Raw genomic sequence first — 16,314 nt, forward strand, 5'->3', positions numbered from 1 at the left:
CCACCTTATTAAACCTTGGGCAATGGTTACAGATTTAGGGATATTTTCGGCAACATAAAATATTCACCCTCAAAATACTTTCCTCTCAAGCGTGGAACACTTCGCCGCCCTTGTGGGTTTAATAATCTATCAACTGAGACAATAAAACAGACGGTTTTTATCAATTACCCCTTATGAGTCTTACTCCCGAACATATACTCAAAGCCTTGGGCACGGTCGAAGAACCAGACCTCAAGCGCGACCTTGTGTCGCTCAATATGATACGCGACATCGAAATCGAAGGCACCAAGGTGGCCTTTACGGTGATGCTCACCACCCCGGCCTGCCCCCTGAAAGAAAAAATACGCCAAGACTGCGAAAACGCTCTCGAAACCCACGTAGCCAAGCCTCTTGGTTTGGCACTTGAGGTAGAAGTACGGATGGCCGCCGAGGTTACGACCTCTGCTACTATCGGCCTGCCCAATGTCAAAAATATCATCGCCGTAGGCTCCGGCAAGGGCGGCGTAGGCAAATCTACCGTTACGGCCAATCTCGCCGCAGCCCTCGCCCGTACCGGCGCATCCGTAGGCATCATCGATGCCGACATCTCCGGCCCCTCTATCCCCATTATGTTTGGGGTGGAAGAAGAGCGCCCCGACATTGCCGAAATCGACGGACGACAGATGATCATTCCCATCCGTAAGTATGGCATCAAAATCATCTCGATGGGCTTCCTCGCCTCTGCCGAAACGCCCATTGCTTGGCGCGGCCCTATGGCTAGTAAGGCTCTCCGCCAGTTCCTCACCGAAACCGAGTGGGGCGAGCTAGACTACCTGCTCATCGACCTCCCTCCGGGTACAAGCGACATCCACCTGACCCTCGTGCAGGCCGTACCCGTTACCGGAGCTGTCATCGTTACTACCCCTCAAAAGGTCGCCGTAGCCGATGCCCTCAAGGCCGTCGGGATGTTCAAGCAAGATCCCGTAAATGTCCCCTTGTTAGGAATTGTCGAAAATATGGCGTATTTTACCCCTGCTGAGCTTCCCGAAAACCGATACTACATCTTCGGCCAAGGCGGTGGGCAGGTACTCTCTCAACAACACCAAATCCCCTTCCTAGGCGAAGTACCCCTCGTACAGAGCATCCGCGAAGGGGGCGACGAAGGCGAGCCGGCTATTTTCCAAGCCGACCCCCTCATCCGCAAAGCATTCGAAGAAGCCGCCCAAAAGCTCGCCCAGCAGGTGGCCATTCGCAATGCGACCCAAGACAAAACCAAGCCCGTGTCCATCGTCCGCTAACACATAGTACCAAAAGAGGCGCTTGTTTGTTTGATGGATTTGGGGCTTCCCCCGCGCCCCCGGCTGTGGAACACAGCCGTGAGCCACGGGGTCGGGCAGCGCTTGCGCTAGCATCCTTCGCACTCTCGCGCTCGGATGTCCCTAAGCCGCTTACGCACGACTGTTTCCTAGGCCGCAGCCTGTGCCAGTTTGTACTCAACGTGGTTATTTGCCAATCCTGAAAAAGGGTTGATACGCCTATAAAACCTCACATCACCCATTATGACCGAACAATTAGAACTCCATCAGCGCGTAGAAACCGCTCTCGACACCATCAGGCCTTACCTCAAAGCCGACGGTGGAGATGTAAAAGTGCTCGAAGTAACACCCGAAGGAAAGGTGATGCTAGAGCTGCTCGGCTCTTGTGGTTCCTGCCCTATGTCCAAGATGACTATGCGTGCAGGCATCGAAGAGTCCATCCGCAAGGCTGTCCCTGAAGTTACCGCAGTAGAGGCAATTAATGTGGCTCCATAATAGCTCCCGAGCGCAGCTATTTTTTGTACCCGGAGCGGTAATACTTCGGGTATTGCTTTTTTGCTATGCCACAGCCTTTGCCCAAACCCCTGCCGATACGGTGGCTGCTTGGCAGCGGTGTGGCACTCCCGCCGCTCCCTATGCCTTTGACCAGTGGCTACAAGAGCGCCGTACTTACCAGCCTCGCCAAGACGACAGCCTGCTGTGGCAAATCCCCGTAGTGGTACACATCATCCATCGGGGCGAAGCCATCGGGACGGGCAGCAACCTCTCTGACGAGCGTATCCTCTCCCAAATCCGTGTCCTCAACGAAGACTTTGGCCGCCACCCCAATACCAATGGGTTCAACACCCACCCCGCCGGAGCCGATACCCGCATCCGATTTGTATTGGCACAACAAGATCCGCAGGGCGAAGCCACTAGCGGCATTGTGCGTATCAATGGCCAGCGCAGCCTGTGGCGGCGGCAGGATTGGCCCACCCTCAGTCAGCTGAGCTATTGGAACAGCGAAGACTACCTCAACATTTGGGTCTGTGAGCTAGACGGCTTCCTTGGCCTAGCCTCCTTTCCGGAGAGCGACCTCGGCGGGCTGAGTGCCCAAGCCCAAAATCCACTCACTGACGGTCTCATCATCAACCATCGTTACTTTGGCATCACCGACAGCCCCCCCTTCAACCTTGGCCGCACGACTACCCACGAAGTCGGCCATTACCTCGGCCTGCGCCACACTTGGGGCGACCTGAGCAATTGCGACGGCAGCGATTTTTGCGATGATACCCCGCCGGCCTTTGGCCCTACCACCGGATGCCCCACCCAAGGCCGCACCCTCTGTAGTACCGTGCCCGAAATGTTTGAAAACTACATGGACTACACCCACGATGCCTGTATGCGTATTTTTACCCAATGCCAAGCCCAGCGTATGCAGACCGTCTTGACACACAGCCCCCGCCGCAAGACCCTGCGCAATTCGCCCGGCCTATCGCCACCCATCACCGACGAGCTAGATGCAGGTGTAGGCCAAATCGTCTCCCTCCAAACCAATACCTGCGAGCAACGCATCCGACCAGTAGTACGCCTGCGCAATTATAGCCGCATTCCCTTGCTCAGAGCCACACTCATCGTCCGGATACAGGGGCAGGAACTATACCGCTATACTTGGGTAGGGCAGCTGAACACCCTCGCCCAAACCACGATTGAGCTGCCCTTTGTAGACTTGCCCCCGGGCAGCTACCATATCGACATCAGCAGTACTGCTCCCAATGGCCAAGCCGATGCCAACCCTGCCAATGACGGCATCCGGCAATCATTTCGTATCGAGGCAGTACAGTCCCTGCCCTTCGTGGCCAACTTTGAAGGTGCTTTCCCCTTCGACCCTCCTTGGGAAATCCGCAACCCCGATGTGTCACTGACTTGGACACCCTACCCACTCCCGCCCATAGAGACCTTGCCCTCACAAGCGATGCAGCTCCCTTTTTTCAACTATGCTGCCCGTGGGCAATTAGATTGGCTTATCAGCCCGCCGTTGTATTTAGCTGGCCAAGGGGCGAGCTTGCAGTTTGACTATGCTTACGCACCCCGCAACACCGGAGCCGACGAGCTGGCCGTATGGCTCTCTACGGACTGTGGAAGCAGCTTCGATACCTTGCTTTTTAGTGCCAAAGGCCATCGGCTCCAAACAGCCCCCAAGCAGTCGGGTGCTTGGTTTCCGACTGCCCCCGGCCAATGGCGGCGCATCCGCCTAGACCTCAGCCCTTGGCAGCACCTTCCCCACCTCAAAATCGCCTTTGTAGGGCGTAACGATTTGGGCAACAACCTTTTTCTGACCCAAGTACGCCTGACACAGCCCCAAAATCAAAGCTCCCACGCACGCATTTACCCCAACCCCAACAGTGGCTTTTTTTATGTGGGATACCATCTATACGAGGCACAAACCATAAAAATACATATCTTTGATACCCAAGGCCGTGTGGTGGCCAAGTATAAGTTTCCGGAGGTATTGCCCGAAACGGTAAACTCCCTACAGCTTCCTGCCCATCTCAAGGGTATTTATTTCGTCCGCGTTTCAGGAGACCATTTTGAAGAAACACACAAGATTTTGGTACATTAGTATTTGTCTCTTTGGAGCATTGGCATTGGCAGGGACACAGGTACTTTGTGCCCAGCAGTTACCCTTTTGGCGCTTGACGGACGAAGACGGCCTGCCCAGCGCTACGGTTTACAGCCTTTTGCAAGATGCCAAGGGCTATATTTGGATGGCTACCGAGGGCGGTTTGTGTCGCTATGATGGCAGTCGCTTTCGGTACTACAACATCCCCGGAGCCAAGGCCATTCCCATCACAGGCCTGTACGAAGACCAGCACTACCGTATTTGGTTTCACAATTTCTCCGGCCAGTTGTTCTATGTGCTCAATGAAGTAGTACACGAGGTCAAAACCCCGCCCGAAGTGGCCTTGCGTGGGTTTAGCCAATACTTTATTGACCATAGGGAGCATATTTGGCTTGCCGCCGACAAAGTATACTGCTATCAACCCAACCTCCAGACGTGGGAAACACACCAGATTCCCCTCCCACAAGCCGACGCAAACAACCCCACCCCTATCAATAGTTTTGCCGTAACCAATGAGGGCGACTTGATTGCCAGCTATTGGGCGAATGACCTTCAGGCCGCAATGCTTCAAAAAGGTGGCCGTGTAATTCCCCTCAATGGCCTAAGCTTTCAGAGTAGTTACCGCTATCGCAATAAATTGTACTTGATAGACCGTACAGGCAATCGCATACAAGAGTATCAAGACAGCGGCAAAGTCCAGACGGTCTACCAAGCCCAAGACAACCTGATTTACCCCCGCCACGACCGCCGTGGCAATTGGTGGATTTGTACTGACAACGGGTTAATGGCCTTCGATGCCCAGTTGCGCCCCTTACACCAACCCGCGCTGAACCTGCTCCCCGGGATGACCATCGCCGATGTGATGGAAGATCGAGAGGGCAATCTGTGGGTGGCTACGCTCGAAAACGGCGTATTTGTCTCGCCAGTCATCAATTGGCTGCACTATACCCAGCAAAATTCCGCCCTGCCCAACGACCGCGTAACGGCCTTGGCTGCCGACGAGCACGGGCAGCTTTTTGTGGGCGACACGCAAGGGCTCATTTCTTTGCTCAATCCCAAGACTCGCACGGTTCTCTATCAGCTCAAAAGCCGCCAGAAGGGGATGTCTGTTCACGATTTGTATTACGATGCCCCTACAAAGCGCCTGCTGACAGCCCAAATCAACCTTCATACTTGGGACATTGTAGGCCAACAAGAATTGCCCGAAGTGGTGGGATATGCGCCCAAAACTTTGTCGATGGCACGTAATCAAAACTTGCTCGTGGCCGGGGGCTACCTGAGCTATTGGGTCAATATGCACCCGTCGGATTTGAGCCAAAAACCCAAACACGGGACTTATCGGCAGCGCTACGAAGGGGTTACCCAAGCGCGCTATACCGACCCTAACCGTAATTATATCGTATTGAGAAATGTGCGGGCGCGTACAGCGTGGGCAGACACCCTCAGCGAGGAGGCTTGGATTGGGTATATCGATGGGCTCTTTCATTATGATGCACAGGGCAAGGCTCAGAAAATACGATACAAAAACCAAGACATCTTTGCCTATGCGCTCTGCAAAGCGCCTGACGGCACGCTGTGGGTCGGCACAATGACCCAAGGCCTGATGGGTATACGCGAAGGTAGGGTAATACACCATTTTGAACAAACCAAGGGGCTGGTCAGCAATTTTTGCCGCACCCTCACCGCTGACCGCCAGTATCTTTGGATAGGCACTGACCGGGGGTTGGTGCGCTATCAGCCTGCTACGGGCGATTACCTGCTCATCAACCGTACAGACGGGCTGATTGGGCAAGAAATCAACACCATCTACCTACAAGACTCCTATGTTTGGGTGGCTACCTCTAAGGGGCTGACCCAAATAGATACCCTCAGTCTAGGCCGTAACCTAGCCGCGCCGCCTATCTACATTACCCAAGTCAGTGTTAATGAGCAAATTGTGCCCTTACAAAACGAGTATCGCCTGCCCTACGACCAAAACAACATCAGGGTTGATTTTCAGGGCTTGGCTTTGCGCAGCAGGGGCGACTTTCGGTATCAGTACAGGCTTTTGGGCTTGAGCGAGCAATGGATTTATACCGACAGCAAGACCAACTTCTGCCGCTATCCTTCGCTGCCCCCTGGCCAGTACATTTTGCAGGTGCGTGCCATCAACGAAGATGGGGTGGAGAGCCACGTAACAGCCCTCATCAATTTTAACATCAACCCACCACTATGGCAAAAATGGTGGTTTATCTCCCTGACAGGGTTTTTGGCTTTGTTGGTCTTTGGCTTGGCCTTGCGTTGGTATTTGGCACGGATAGAGCGCCGCAACCGCATCGAGCAGGACTTCCGAAGCTCGCAGCTGTCTTCGCTACGTGCGCAGATGAACCCCCATTTTATTTTCAATGCCCTCAACTCTATCCAAGAGTTTATCCTGACCAATGACAAGCTGCAAGCCAACCGCTACCTAGGGCAGTTTGCCGATTTAATGCGGCTGACGCTCGAAATGTCCAAACACGAGGAGGTCAGTCTCGAAGAAGAACTGAACTTGCTCCAGCTATACCTTTCGCTCGAAGCCCTGCGCTTTGAAGATAGCCTAGTTTACCAAATCGAGGTAGCTCCTGACATTATCCCCACCGATTTGAGCCTGCCGCCTATGTTGCTACAGCCCTATGTGGAGAATGCACTCAAGCACGGCCTGCTCCATCAGAGTGGTCAGCGCAGGCTGTGGCTGCGGTTTTATATAGAGGCGGCATACCTCTGTTGTGAGGTGGAAGACAATGGCATCGGGCGCGAACAAGCGGCGGTCATCCGCACACGCAAGCGCCCCGAGCACCGCTCTTTTGCTACCGGAGCCATCCAAAAGCGCCTCGAACTGCTCAACCACAAACGCAAAAGGAATATCTTTGCGTACATCGACGACCTGCACGATGCCCAAGGGCAACCTTCGGGTACCAAGGTCGTACTGTATATTCCACTCCCTTCTCAAAACTGAAATACCAACAGCCGATGACCAATACCCTCAAAGCGCTCATTGTAGACGATGAAGCCAAAGCCCGTAACATCCTTGCCCAGCTACTCCAAGAATATTGCCCACAAGTAACCGTCGTAGAGAGTTGTGTAGATGTGCCAACGGCAGTGAAAGCCATTTATAAACACAGTCCGGATGTAGTTTTTTTGGATGTAGAAATGCCTGGCTATGACGGGTTTCAGTTGTTAGACTTTTTTGAGGAGGTCAATTTTCAGGTTATTTTTACAACAGCCTATCAGGAGCACGCTTTGCGTGCCTTTCAAGTATCAGCAGTAGATTATCTGCTCAAGCCCATTCAAATAGAGTTACTTTGCAAGGCCGTTGAGAAACTCCACACCTCCCCCCGCCAGTCTGCCGAACAACTACAGTTACTGCGCGAGGCAGCTACCCCACAGCAGCCCTTGGAGCGCATTGCCTTGCCTGTGGCTGAGGGCTTGCTTTTTGTAGATGTGCAGGACATCATCTACCTGATGGCCGAAGGAGCCTATACCAAGATTATACTCCAAGACAGAGCGCCCCTGCTGATTTCGCGCAATGTCAAATCTTTTGAAGAAATGCTGCCAACGACGGTGTTTTTCAGAGCGCACCGCTCATACCTCATCAATTTACGGCGCATTAAGCAGTATGTCCGCCAAGACGGTGGTTATATCGTGATGGACAACGGCGACAGCGTCAGCCTCTCACGTGAGAAAAAAGAAGAGTTCTTGCAGCGCTATGCCAACCAACGCTAAGGCAGCCCAGTAAGACCGATGGCTAGTACTACCTCAAGATGTAGAGTTTGCCAAAGCCCCGCTTGAACGCGCGATCGCCGGCAGTAGCGCGCTGGCTGTAGTTTTCGCCTCCTTCTATCAACACACGGTATAGATAAACCCCATTGGCTAAAATATCACCAAACTCGTCGCGGCCATCCCACGCATACTCCGTGAGGTTGTTGCCAATGCGGATAGGCCCTATTTCGTCTTGGGTAATCTCACGCACCACCTTGCCGCTGATGGTCATAATCTGAATTTTGAGGCGTTGGGGTACTTCTTGCCCCGTTAGCGTAAACACAAACCTTGTACTGGTAGAAAAAGGGTTAGGATAAGGGTAAAAGTGGGTAATGGTAGACTCATTGACCACCTCAAAATTGATGAGGTAATCATTGCTTCCCGATAAATTACCCGAAACATCCGTGCCTTGAGCTTTTAGGGTATAGACCCCATCTTCGAGGGGGGTGCTAGGTTTATATTCAAAATTAAGTTGGGGATTGTTGCCTTCGGTAATAGACCAACGTGCTGCAGGGTCTCCGAAGTAGATGCGCTCAAAGCTACAATCTGGGCAGTTGCGTCGGAGCGACACTTGTAGGTGTGTAGTGTCCTGAAAGGCCAGAAAAGCGTTTTCGTCTCTAATACGCACCGAAATCAAGGGCTGCGGCGATACAATCTCCCCATCGAGGATAGTGCGGCCATCAAAAGCAACCTCCAAGAGCGGGTGTGTGTTGTCGCGGCGTACGACAAAGGGCACCACAGCGATGTTGTTGTCGTAGTTTAGCTCTGGTTGTAGTCTTGGGTTGACAAATACCGTTAGTTCGTTATTGCCCACTCGCCCACGGGTGTCGATGGTTATTTCAAAAGATACAGAGGCGTTTCCGGCCAAGGGAGCAAGCTTGACTTCTTCTACCGTAATTTGCCCATTGTTTAGGTTACGTGTGCTGAAGCGCACCAACAACGAGTCTGTAAAATTGAGTGGGGTCAAGTTTTCAAACACAAAGGGCAGGGTAAATCGGCTGCCCTCAGGTTGTTCAGCCAATTGGTAGGTTTCGCGCCCTACGGCATCGAGGTTTAAAAAACCCTCAGGCACTCCCTCATAAAGCACCAGCCAATTGCGCACCTGTACTGGAGTAAAATTAACCGCATCGCGCATTTCGAGCCTAAAACGCAGGAAGGGATAAGTTACCGCGTTGATATTGCTGATATCAAGACTGGGGCTGTTGTTGAGGTTCGGAATCAAGACCGTAGGCGTACCTTGTAAATCTTCACCTATCAAGCTGAGGGTATATGTGTCGGTGGGTTCGGCCTCAATACGGTGTTGGAGCGACTGCCAGCTGCGCGCAGGGCCTATGGGGGAGGAAATCAACACACCTTCATTCACAGACTGTACAATTTCTTTGTGCAGACTGATTCGGTCGCCGGTAGGGTTGGCAAAAGTAATAGGGAGGCTTTCTTCTGCTGTACCCAAGGCTGCGCCTTTTTGTCCAAAAATGATATACGGATGCCCGCTTTGTAGGGTGTTGACCAAGGTGGGATTTGCGCCTATTTCTTGTAGTTTGGTACGCATCGCTGCCGTCCAGCTACTAAACTGGATATTGCCCACCGCTACCAGCAGGATATAATCTCCGGCAGGAACAGCATCGATATAAGTAGCAAGCTCGCCCCCTTGTATTTGCGTATTGGTATAGCGATTGATGACTGATGGCTCGCGGCCACAGAAGCTCACCGGGAATACCAAGTAGGGCTGGAGTGTATTTTGCCTAAAGGCTACGGCCAAGATGGCATCTCCTCCGCAACGATTGGCGAAGGTGAGGGCAAAATTATTCCACAAAACACTCAAGTCGGTACTAACATTTCCGCCACTGGTACTGCCAAAAGTACTGGCACTGATAAGTGTCTGACTGCCTTGGAAATCATAACGTTGGGCAACCTCGTTGGGCTGTAAAGACTCTATGATGCTTTTGCGAAATTGGGCAAACTGCCGCTGTGTCCAGCCTTCGGCGCTACCCGGAATATAGGTGAAAGAGCTTTCGCTCCAGATACTGCCGGGATTGTTGACCACATCGGCAAAGTTGCTGCGCCAGTAATAGACGGTACTGTCTGCGCCTGAGAGCGGCACCTCCCAAATACCTGTGGTAGAAGCCGGCAGGGTTGTGCTGCGCTTGTTGGGGCTGTTAAAGCTGGGCGAGGTGTCTAGCTCTATCGTAAACTGCCGCGTGGGATCCGGCACTTGGTTGGGCGTAACAATCAGCCGCACCATATTTTGATTGACAATACTGAACTCTGGGGGAAGCAAAGCACGCACCCCTATCCCGGGGATATTCAGCTCCAGAATACCGGTATTATTGTTCTTGGTAATCTCTTCGATAGTATCATCAGGGTCTATCCGTACTTCAAAACGATTGAGACCAAAGCTGTTCAACTCAGGATCGTTGCGTAGGGTAAAGTACAGGGTGTCGCGGCTGTCGACAGGTGGGTAGGGCAGCGAGCTGACGTAAGTGCGCACTGTTCCGCTGGGAAAGGTACGCCGCACCCGAAGGTTGAGGTCTTGGGTGCTGCGGGTACCTCGGTTGGTAACAACCACCCGGAGCTGAAAGGAGTCTGCTTGTGCTGTGAGCGGGCTGCCGTCAAAAGTAATGGCCGATACCCAATTATCTTGGGTGGCATAGTCGGGGAGGTTGCCGGCGCGAAACTGCACCGCAGGGTCTCCCTGATAGAGCATTTGTTGGGCATTGGAAATAAGCAACTGATCAGTGGTATTGCTATACCGGCGAGCCACATTTTGCAAAATAACGCCAATGGGTTGGCCGGCATTGAAGCTTTCCAGAAAGGCGTTGATATAGAAGAAGTTGGAGTAATTGCGAAGCGGGAAAGTAAACCCGATATAGGAGTGTGCTAGGAAACCTATTGCGCCCCTGTCGCGGGTGAAGAGCCAATCTTGCGAGAGGGAGACATTGCCCCCATAGAAAATACTGGCCAATTGGCAGCCATTGGCCAACATAAAAGGGTACTTGCCTTTGTTGCGATAACCCAAGACATCATTGGAAGCAAAACCAATCTCGATGTCTGTAAAGTCGCGGCTGGAGTGCCCAAAGAAAGTGATTAAGCCTACACCGTCATTGACCTCCTGCGAAATGTCTATAAATTCTACCTCGGTGGCCGTACGTTTGCTGATTGTTTTGACACGAATGGCATAGAGGCCTTGTTCGGCGATTTGCTTGAACAAATCAACATAGGCCCTAAAAAGCGAGTACTCCGTGGTAGTGCGCCCGCCGCTGAGGTGTAGCACATTGTTTTGCCAGAAGTCCCCTCCTGTAGTTTCAAACTCCCGTACTTTATCGAGATAATTGAGCACATCTTGGGGGTTATTGGTGCTGATACGTCCTGTAGCCACTACCGGAGTATGAGGGTGGGCAGGGTCAATACGTGTGCTGAATACCACATCTGAAGGAGGAAACCCTCCTGTAGGTACTAAATCTTGTGCCCAGATAGCCGGATTAGTACGGACACTGCTCGAAAAGCTAAAATCAGGGAGGCTGATAGCATTGCCAATAAGCAATAAAAAGCGCGGACTACCTTGTTGGTACAGATACCGAACCCAGTTGCGGATAGCCAAAGGGCTTCGTTCTCCATAGTTAAACTGGTCAACAAGTTGTTGTATATTCATCACCAAAGGTCGGTAGCTCCCGCCTGCTGCGCTAGCACGATAATCGGCATAAGCCTGTACGGCATCAGGCACCCCAGCTACAGGCCTGCGCAGGCGCGGGTGTGTTACGATTAGGTAGTCGTGGGCGGTGGGGTCAAAAAAGCTAAATTGCACTGCTTCTACCCTTGTAGGACTGAGATAGGTATTGGCACTCCAAGCCAAAATACGTCGTTCTACACTGGTGTTGGTTACCACGGTATTGAGCGTAGGGCTGCTCGATGTAATAGGGAGTTGCCGGATATTGAGCGGGTCTGTGATGTCAAAAAGAAGGGTGTTGGCCGCAGGGTTTTGAATCTGTAGGCTTAGGTCGGTGCTGGCAGCTCTGGTAATAAAGGTTTTAGACGCAGCCGCTCCCATATCGACCGTCTGCGGATAGCGCACCAAGAGGTAGGCTACGGCTACAGTGCCTAAGGTAGGTGTAACCCTTACGTGGACAGTACCGCTGGCATTGATACTGCTGACAGGGACATTGAAACTCACCAAGGCATTGCCCTCTACATTGGGAATATAGCGCCCGGCTACAGTGGTCAGGGAGGCGGGGTTACTGCCTATGGCGATGCTCGTATTGGCATCGGCTGTAGAGGTGCGAACCAGCAGTATTTCGATGCGCGCATCTACGCCCACACTGGTAAGCGCAGCGCTGATAGGTACTTGAAAAGTGGTGCTGGCGGTAGCATTGTTAGACATAAAGCCCTCGCCACGATCAAACTCAGACAAGAAAATCTCGTTTTGTGTACCCTCTTGATAGCGCTGCCCCGGATGCCAGCGGCTGTTGTAGATGGTCAGGCCTTCGGCCAAATGATAGGCTTCGGCAGCCCCGGCGGCGGGTGGGGCGTAGCTTTCGATGCGCTTACCGATAGCGGCGGTTTGGGTAGTGAGGAAGTAGGCGGTGGTATCCGAAAAAAGATTATAGCGAGGGTTTGATTGAAACTGTGGCTGTAGATAGAGCTGACGATCTTGTGTGCCATCATTGCGTTGCCCATAAAAAATCAAGAAATCGCCACTATCAAAAAAACCGTTATTGTTGTTGTCTTCAATCCGAATAGCGGCTTCCTGTCCTCGATGAAAGAGCTGCAGTTGCCCTAAGGGTGCTCCTGAGGCTAGTCCTGCGTTTTGTAATTCTGCAAAACCGACACGGTGCATTCCTGTTTGTGCCGTACTGATTTTGTAGTAGGGCTGCCCTTGTTGAATCCACTCATTGCCAAAGTTTTGCGCTTGTAGCCCCATTCCCCACAACAGCCCTAGGCAGAGTACCGTGTTGAGCCAATACTGGCGGTCAACAATATTTTGATTCCAAAAAAGTTTCATAGTCTATCTCCAAAGGTTTTGTACAAGTCCTTGGCTTGAGCGCTAGTCTCAAAATCCTACTTTTACCGAAAATACGTGCGAATACAGCGCATCCGACACATTGCCGACATCTGTCAGCGCATAATCTATTCCAAAGCGCCCTAGGCGTATCCCTACGCCAAAGTTAGGCTGAAAGGTGCGGTAGGTACTCCCATCGAAATCTTTGATGGTCTGAAAATTAAACACTCCGCCTCTCAGATATACCCGTTGGGCGTAGTTCATCTCTATCCCTAAGTGAGGGTCGAGCGACACCACTCGGCTGCCAAAGGCCACATTGCGCTGCCCGTCGAAGGTCATCACGGCATCAAGGGCGGCAATGAGTTGGAATTTTTCTTTAATCTCAAACTGATGCCCAATGCCAATAATGGCTTTGGGTAAGGTGATTTCGATAGAATTTTGGGGAATGATATTGCCTGTTTGGGCAAATATGTCAAAGAGCAAGGCCGTGTTATGCGTCCACATATTGAAGGTAGTGGTAATATCACGTACCATTAACCCTAAGCGCCAGCCATTGCGCACATACTGTGCCCCGGCATCCAGGCCAAAGCCCCAGGCATTGGCAAAATCACCTACGTTTCGGTAGACAATCTTGAGGTTTGTCCCCACAGAAAGCCCTTTTACCTTAGGAATTTTGCGGGCATATGAGATAAGAAAAGCATAGTCTGCCGCCGAGAAGAAGCGGATATTGTTGTAGTTGAGCTGCCCATTAGCATCGTAGAGGAATCGGGTGTCGGGGATGTCATCTACCCCAAAACGAATCAATGAAATACCCAAGGCGCTATTTTCGTCAATAGGGGTGGCAAAGCCTGCATAGTCATATTGTGCAATACCGGCAAAATACTCGGCGTGCATCAGCGAGATGCTGTATTGGTCTTGTATCCTGACAAGGTTGGCAGGGTTCCAATAGCCTGCCGTCGCATCGTCAGCAATCGCGCTTTGGGCATTGCCCATTCCCATCGCCCGAGCACTGACTCCGATGTTGAGAAACTCGTTGCTAAACTTGGGCGTGCTTTGTGCCCATATTGTTCCCAAAGGAGCCACAACATAGAAAGCCCAAAACCAAACACGTAACAGAGAGCGAAAATCTGTATGAATCATCAGCGTTGTAAGGTTGGAATTATTTCACCCCAACAAGAGGGATAGCCGGTTTGTTGATTGATGGGAATTGGGGCAAAATAGTAACCTCAGCCCCTTTTAGGCAAGGTTGTATTTAGCCTTGGCGTGCATACATACGGCGGCGTGCCAAAAACCAAACTCCGCCAAATATCCAGAGCAACAAAACGGGCAAGCCCATATTGAGTGTTTGCCAGTAGAGGCGTTCTTCTTTGAGTTTGACTTTGTCGAGCGGGCGCAAGATGACCTCTTTGGCGCGAGCCGAAATCACACCCTCTTCGTCGAGCATATAGTCAATAGCATTGACCACAAACTCTTTGTTGGCAAAAGTACGCCGCGAGTAACGATCAAAGCCCAAGGGGAGTGGCTGGGGTTTGCCGCTGGCTTTGTCTATGGTGATATCATTCTGGATGAGGTCGCCATCTGTACAGACCAGAACCTTGGTGGGTTGGCCCTGCTCTCTGAAGCTGGCTCGTCGTGGGTCTTGAGGCGTAATGCGATTTTTGAATAGAGAGGTGAAGCGCCCTTCGAGCAGGTAGGCAATGGGTTGTGGCCCGGCGCTAAACTGCGCAGGGTTAGGCTCTACCCGAGCCTCATTGAAGGTGATGAAGGCCGGCGTACCGCGCAAGGCCGAATACCTAGAAGTAAACATCAACGGTGTTTTGCGGATGCCTACAGCCTTGACAGTATCTATCTTGGTAACAAACTTGGTATACACCGCATCTAAGTTGCGCACGATGGGGTGTGGCGCAAAGGTATTGACCAAGGGGTAGTAGTGCCAAGGGATGGGCTGCACTTGGGTTTGGTCGCCCATATTGCCGGTTACCATCGGGATAAAGCCGGCGTTCAAGTCCTTGATTAGCTTAGGCTCTAGGTATACACCATACTTGAAGAGCATATCGGTTAGGTTGTGGTCGTAGGGGAAGGTAAACGAACCTTTGTCGCGCAAGACACTGTCCATATACACCCCCACAGCATCGAGGAAAAACAGAGCTTTGCCCCCGCTCATGATGTACTGGTCTATCTTGTATTTCTCTTTGTCGCTATAGGCCGTATCGGGTTTGGCAATGACGATAGCGTCTAAGCCTTCCAGCGAAGACTGTTGGGGCAGGTCTACTTTGAAGACATTGTAGGTTTGGCTCAAGGTTGTCAGCAAATCTGCCAAGCGGATGTCTGGGGCTTCGCCGTGGCCTTGTAAGAAGCCGATATTTTTGCGTTTCTCTTCATCCATCACCAAGCGCTGGATGGCTGAAGCGAGATGGTATTCTACGTTTTCAATAGACTGATTCAGGATTTCGTCGGGGCTGGGTGCGTTGGGCATCCGTTGGTCTATAGTACGAAAAAGCAAGGTTGTGGCCTCGTATTGGTTGGTGTCTTTATCGATAGGAGGGGTATAGCTCAGTACTGCGCCCGGGAAAATGAGTTTTTCGACTCGTTTGCCGTCTTCGTTCGCAAAAATATTGGTAGGGTTGATGCCTTTTTGCACCAGCTGCAAGTAGTTTTGTTTACGTTCTTCCTCGTTATTGGCTTGGCTAGGGTCGATGTAGCGCACCTTGAGGCGGTTGCCGGCATAGCGTTGAAATTCGTCTAGTGTTTCTTTGACAGTAGTTTGTAGGCGTTTGAAGCCCGGCGGAAACTTCCCCTCCAGATATACTTTGATGGTCAATTCGCCCTCCAGTTCGCTCAACAGCCGTTGGGTAGCCGGAGAAATAGAGTAGCGCCCGTCTTCGGTCAAGTCAATACGGGTAAAATACTGTTGCCCAAAAAAATTCAGTAATAACAATCCAATCAAGAGTATGCCAAATCGTAGCCCTTGACGGCGGGCTTGGGGCCAAGAAGCAAATGCTGCCATAAAATCCGAGTTGCTAGGGTGTAGTGGGTGGTCAAAAATACCAATTGTCTCTTATTCGGCCAAGGTATCTTGCCCCAAAAACTAAAAAACCACTCCTCAACAAGGAGTGGCTCACAAACAGTTGAACGCTGAAAATAGGGCTGTTAGTGTTTTACTATCAGTTTTTTAGTAACCATTATTTTGCCATTGATAGAGAGCGTGTAGAAGTATACGCCGGCAATGTATTGATTGGTGGGAATGCGGATGGCGTGTGAGCCAAGCGATAGCTCAAATTCGCCAATAGCGCTACCCAACACATTAGAGACCGTTACCTTGGCATCAATAGGTTGGAGCATCGTATAGTCGATGGTCGCCAAGTTACTGGCAGGGTTAGGGTAGGCGGTATATACCTTGAGCTGCTCATTTTCAAAAAACACCTCGGCCAAGGCTTGTAGGCGATAGGTATTGGTTTGATGTAGCTCTATCTCTGTCGGAGGTGCTTCATCCAGACGCGATATTTGCTCAGAGAGCGTTACCACAGCCGGTGAGCCTAGCACTTCGGCTGAGAGTCTGGCGGTGAGGCACACCAGCAACAGACTGATAATGAAGTAGTAGTGTTTGTGCATACGTATTTTCAGCGTTCAATTGGTTTGTTTTAGTA

9 protein-coding genes are annotated in these 16,314 nt (G+C 51.6%); 5 read left to right on the top strand and 4 right to left on the bottom strand.

The window, feature by feature from the left end; all coding sequences use genetic code 11:
• Positions 1–173 precede the first annotated feature (173 nt).
• From G499_RS0104710 to G499_RS0104730, 5 genes are all read left to right on the top strand, one after another.
• On the top strand, positions 174–1,277 hold the full coding sequence (locus tag G499_RS0104710) for an Mrp/NBP35 family ATP-binding protein (RefSeq protein ID WP_026998991.1): 1,104 nt from the start codon (positions 174–176) through the stop codon (positions 1,275–1,277).
• Positions 1,278–1,538: 261 nt separating this feature from the next.
• A complete protein-coding gene (locus tag G499_RS0104715; RefSeq protein ID WP_026998992.1) occupies positions 1,539–1,790 on the top strand; it encodes a NifU family protein in 252 nt (83 codons plus the stop codon).
• Positions 1,777–3,897: a M43 family zinc metalloprotease gene (locus G499_RS0104720; protein WP_026998993.1), complete on the top strand. Its 2,121-nt coding sequence runs from the start codon at positions 1,777–1,779 to the stop codon at positions 3,895–3,897. Before G499_RS0104715 ends, G499_RS0104720 begins: the two co-directional genes overlap by 14 nt.
• A 25-nt stretch (positions 3,898–3,922) precedes the next feature.
• A complete protein-coding gene (locus G499_RS18740) occupies positions 3,923–6,871 on the top strand; it encodes a sensor histidine kinase (RefSeq protein WP_161627695.1) in 2,949 nt (982 codons plus the stop codon).
• A gap of 14 nt (positions 6,872–6,885) precedes the next feature.
• Positions 6,886–7,638 (top strand): LytR/AlgR family response regulator transcription factor, encoded by a 753-nt coding sequence (locus G499_RS0104730; RefSeq protein WP_026998994.1) that lies wholly within the window; start codon positions 6,886–6,888, stop codon positions 7,636–7,638.
• A 28-nt stretch (positions 7,639–7,666) separates the two neighbouring features.
• On the opposite strand, the gene porU2 is transcribed toward G499_RS0104730, so the two are convergent.
• The 4 genes from porU2 to G499_RS20910 form a co-directional block, all read right to left on the bottom strand.
• A complete protein-coding gene (gene porU2, locus G499_RS0104735) occupies positions 7,667–12,670 on the bottom strand; it encodes a putative type IX secretion system sortase PorU2 (protein WP_026998995.1) in 5,004 nt (1,667 codons plus the stop codon).
• Positions 12,671–12,718: 48 nt separating this feature from the next.
• A complete protein-coding gene (locus G499_RS0104740) occupies positions 12,719–13,807 on the bottom strand; it encodes a putative type IX sorting system protein PorV2 (protein WP_051295911.1) in 1,089 nt (362 codons plus the stop codon).
• 112 nt (positions 13,808–13,919) lie between these two features.
• Positions 13,920–15,674: a gliding motility-associated ABC transporter substrate-binding protein GldG gene (gldG, locus tag G499_RS0104745; RefSeq protein ID WP_026998997.1), complete on the bottom strand. Its 1,755-nt coding sequence runs from the start codon at positions 15,672–15,674 to the stop codon at positions 13,920–13,922.
• A 143-nt stretch (positions 15,675–15,817) separates the two neighbouring features.
• Positions 15,818–16,279 (bottom strand): T9SS type A sorting domain-containing protein, encoded by a 462-nt coding sequence (locus G499_RS20910; protein ID WP_051295912.1) that lies wholly within the window; start codon positions 16,277–16,279, stop codon positions 15,818–15,820.
• Between the last annotated feature and the right edge of the window lie 35 nt (positions 16,280–16,314).

It is taken from the genome of Eisenibacter elegans DSM 3317, assembly GCF_000430505.1.
Classification (GTDB): domain Bacteria; phylum Bacteroidota; class Bacteroidia; order Cytophagales; family Microscillaceae; genus Eisenibacter; species Eisenibacter elegans.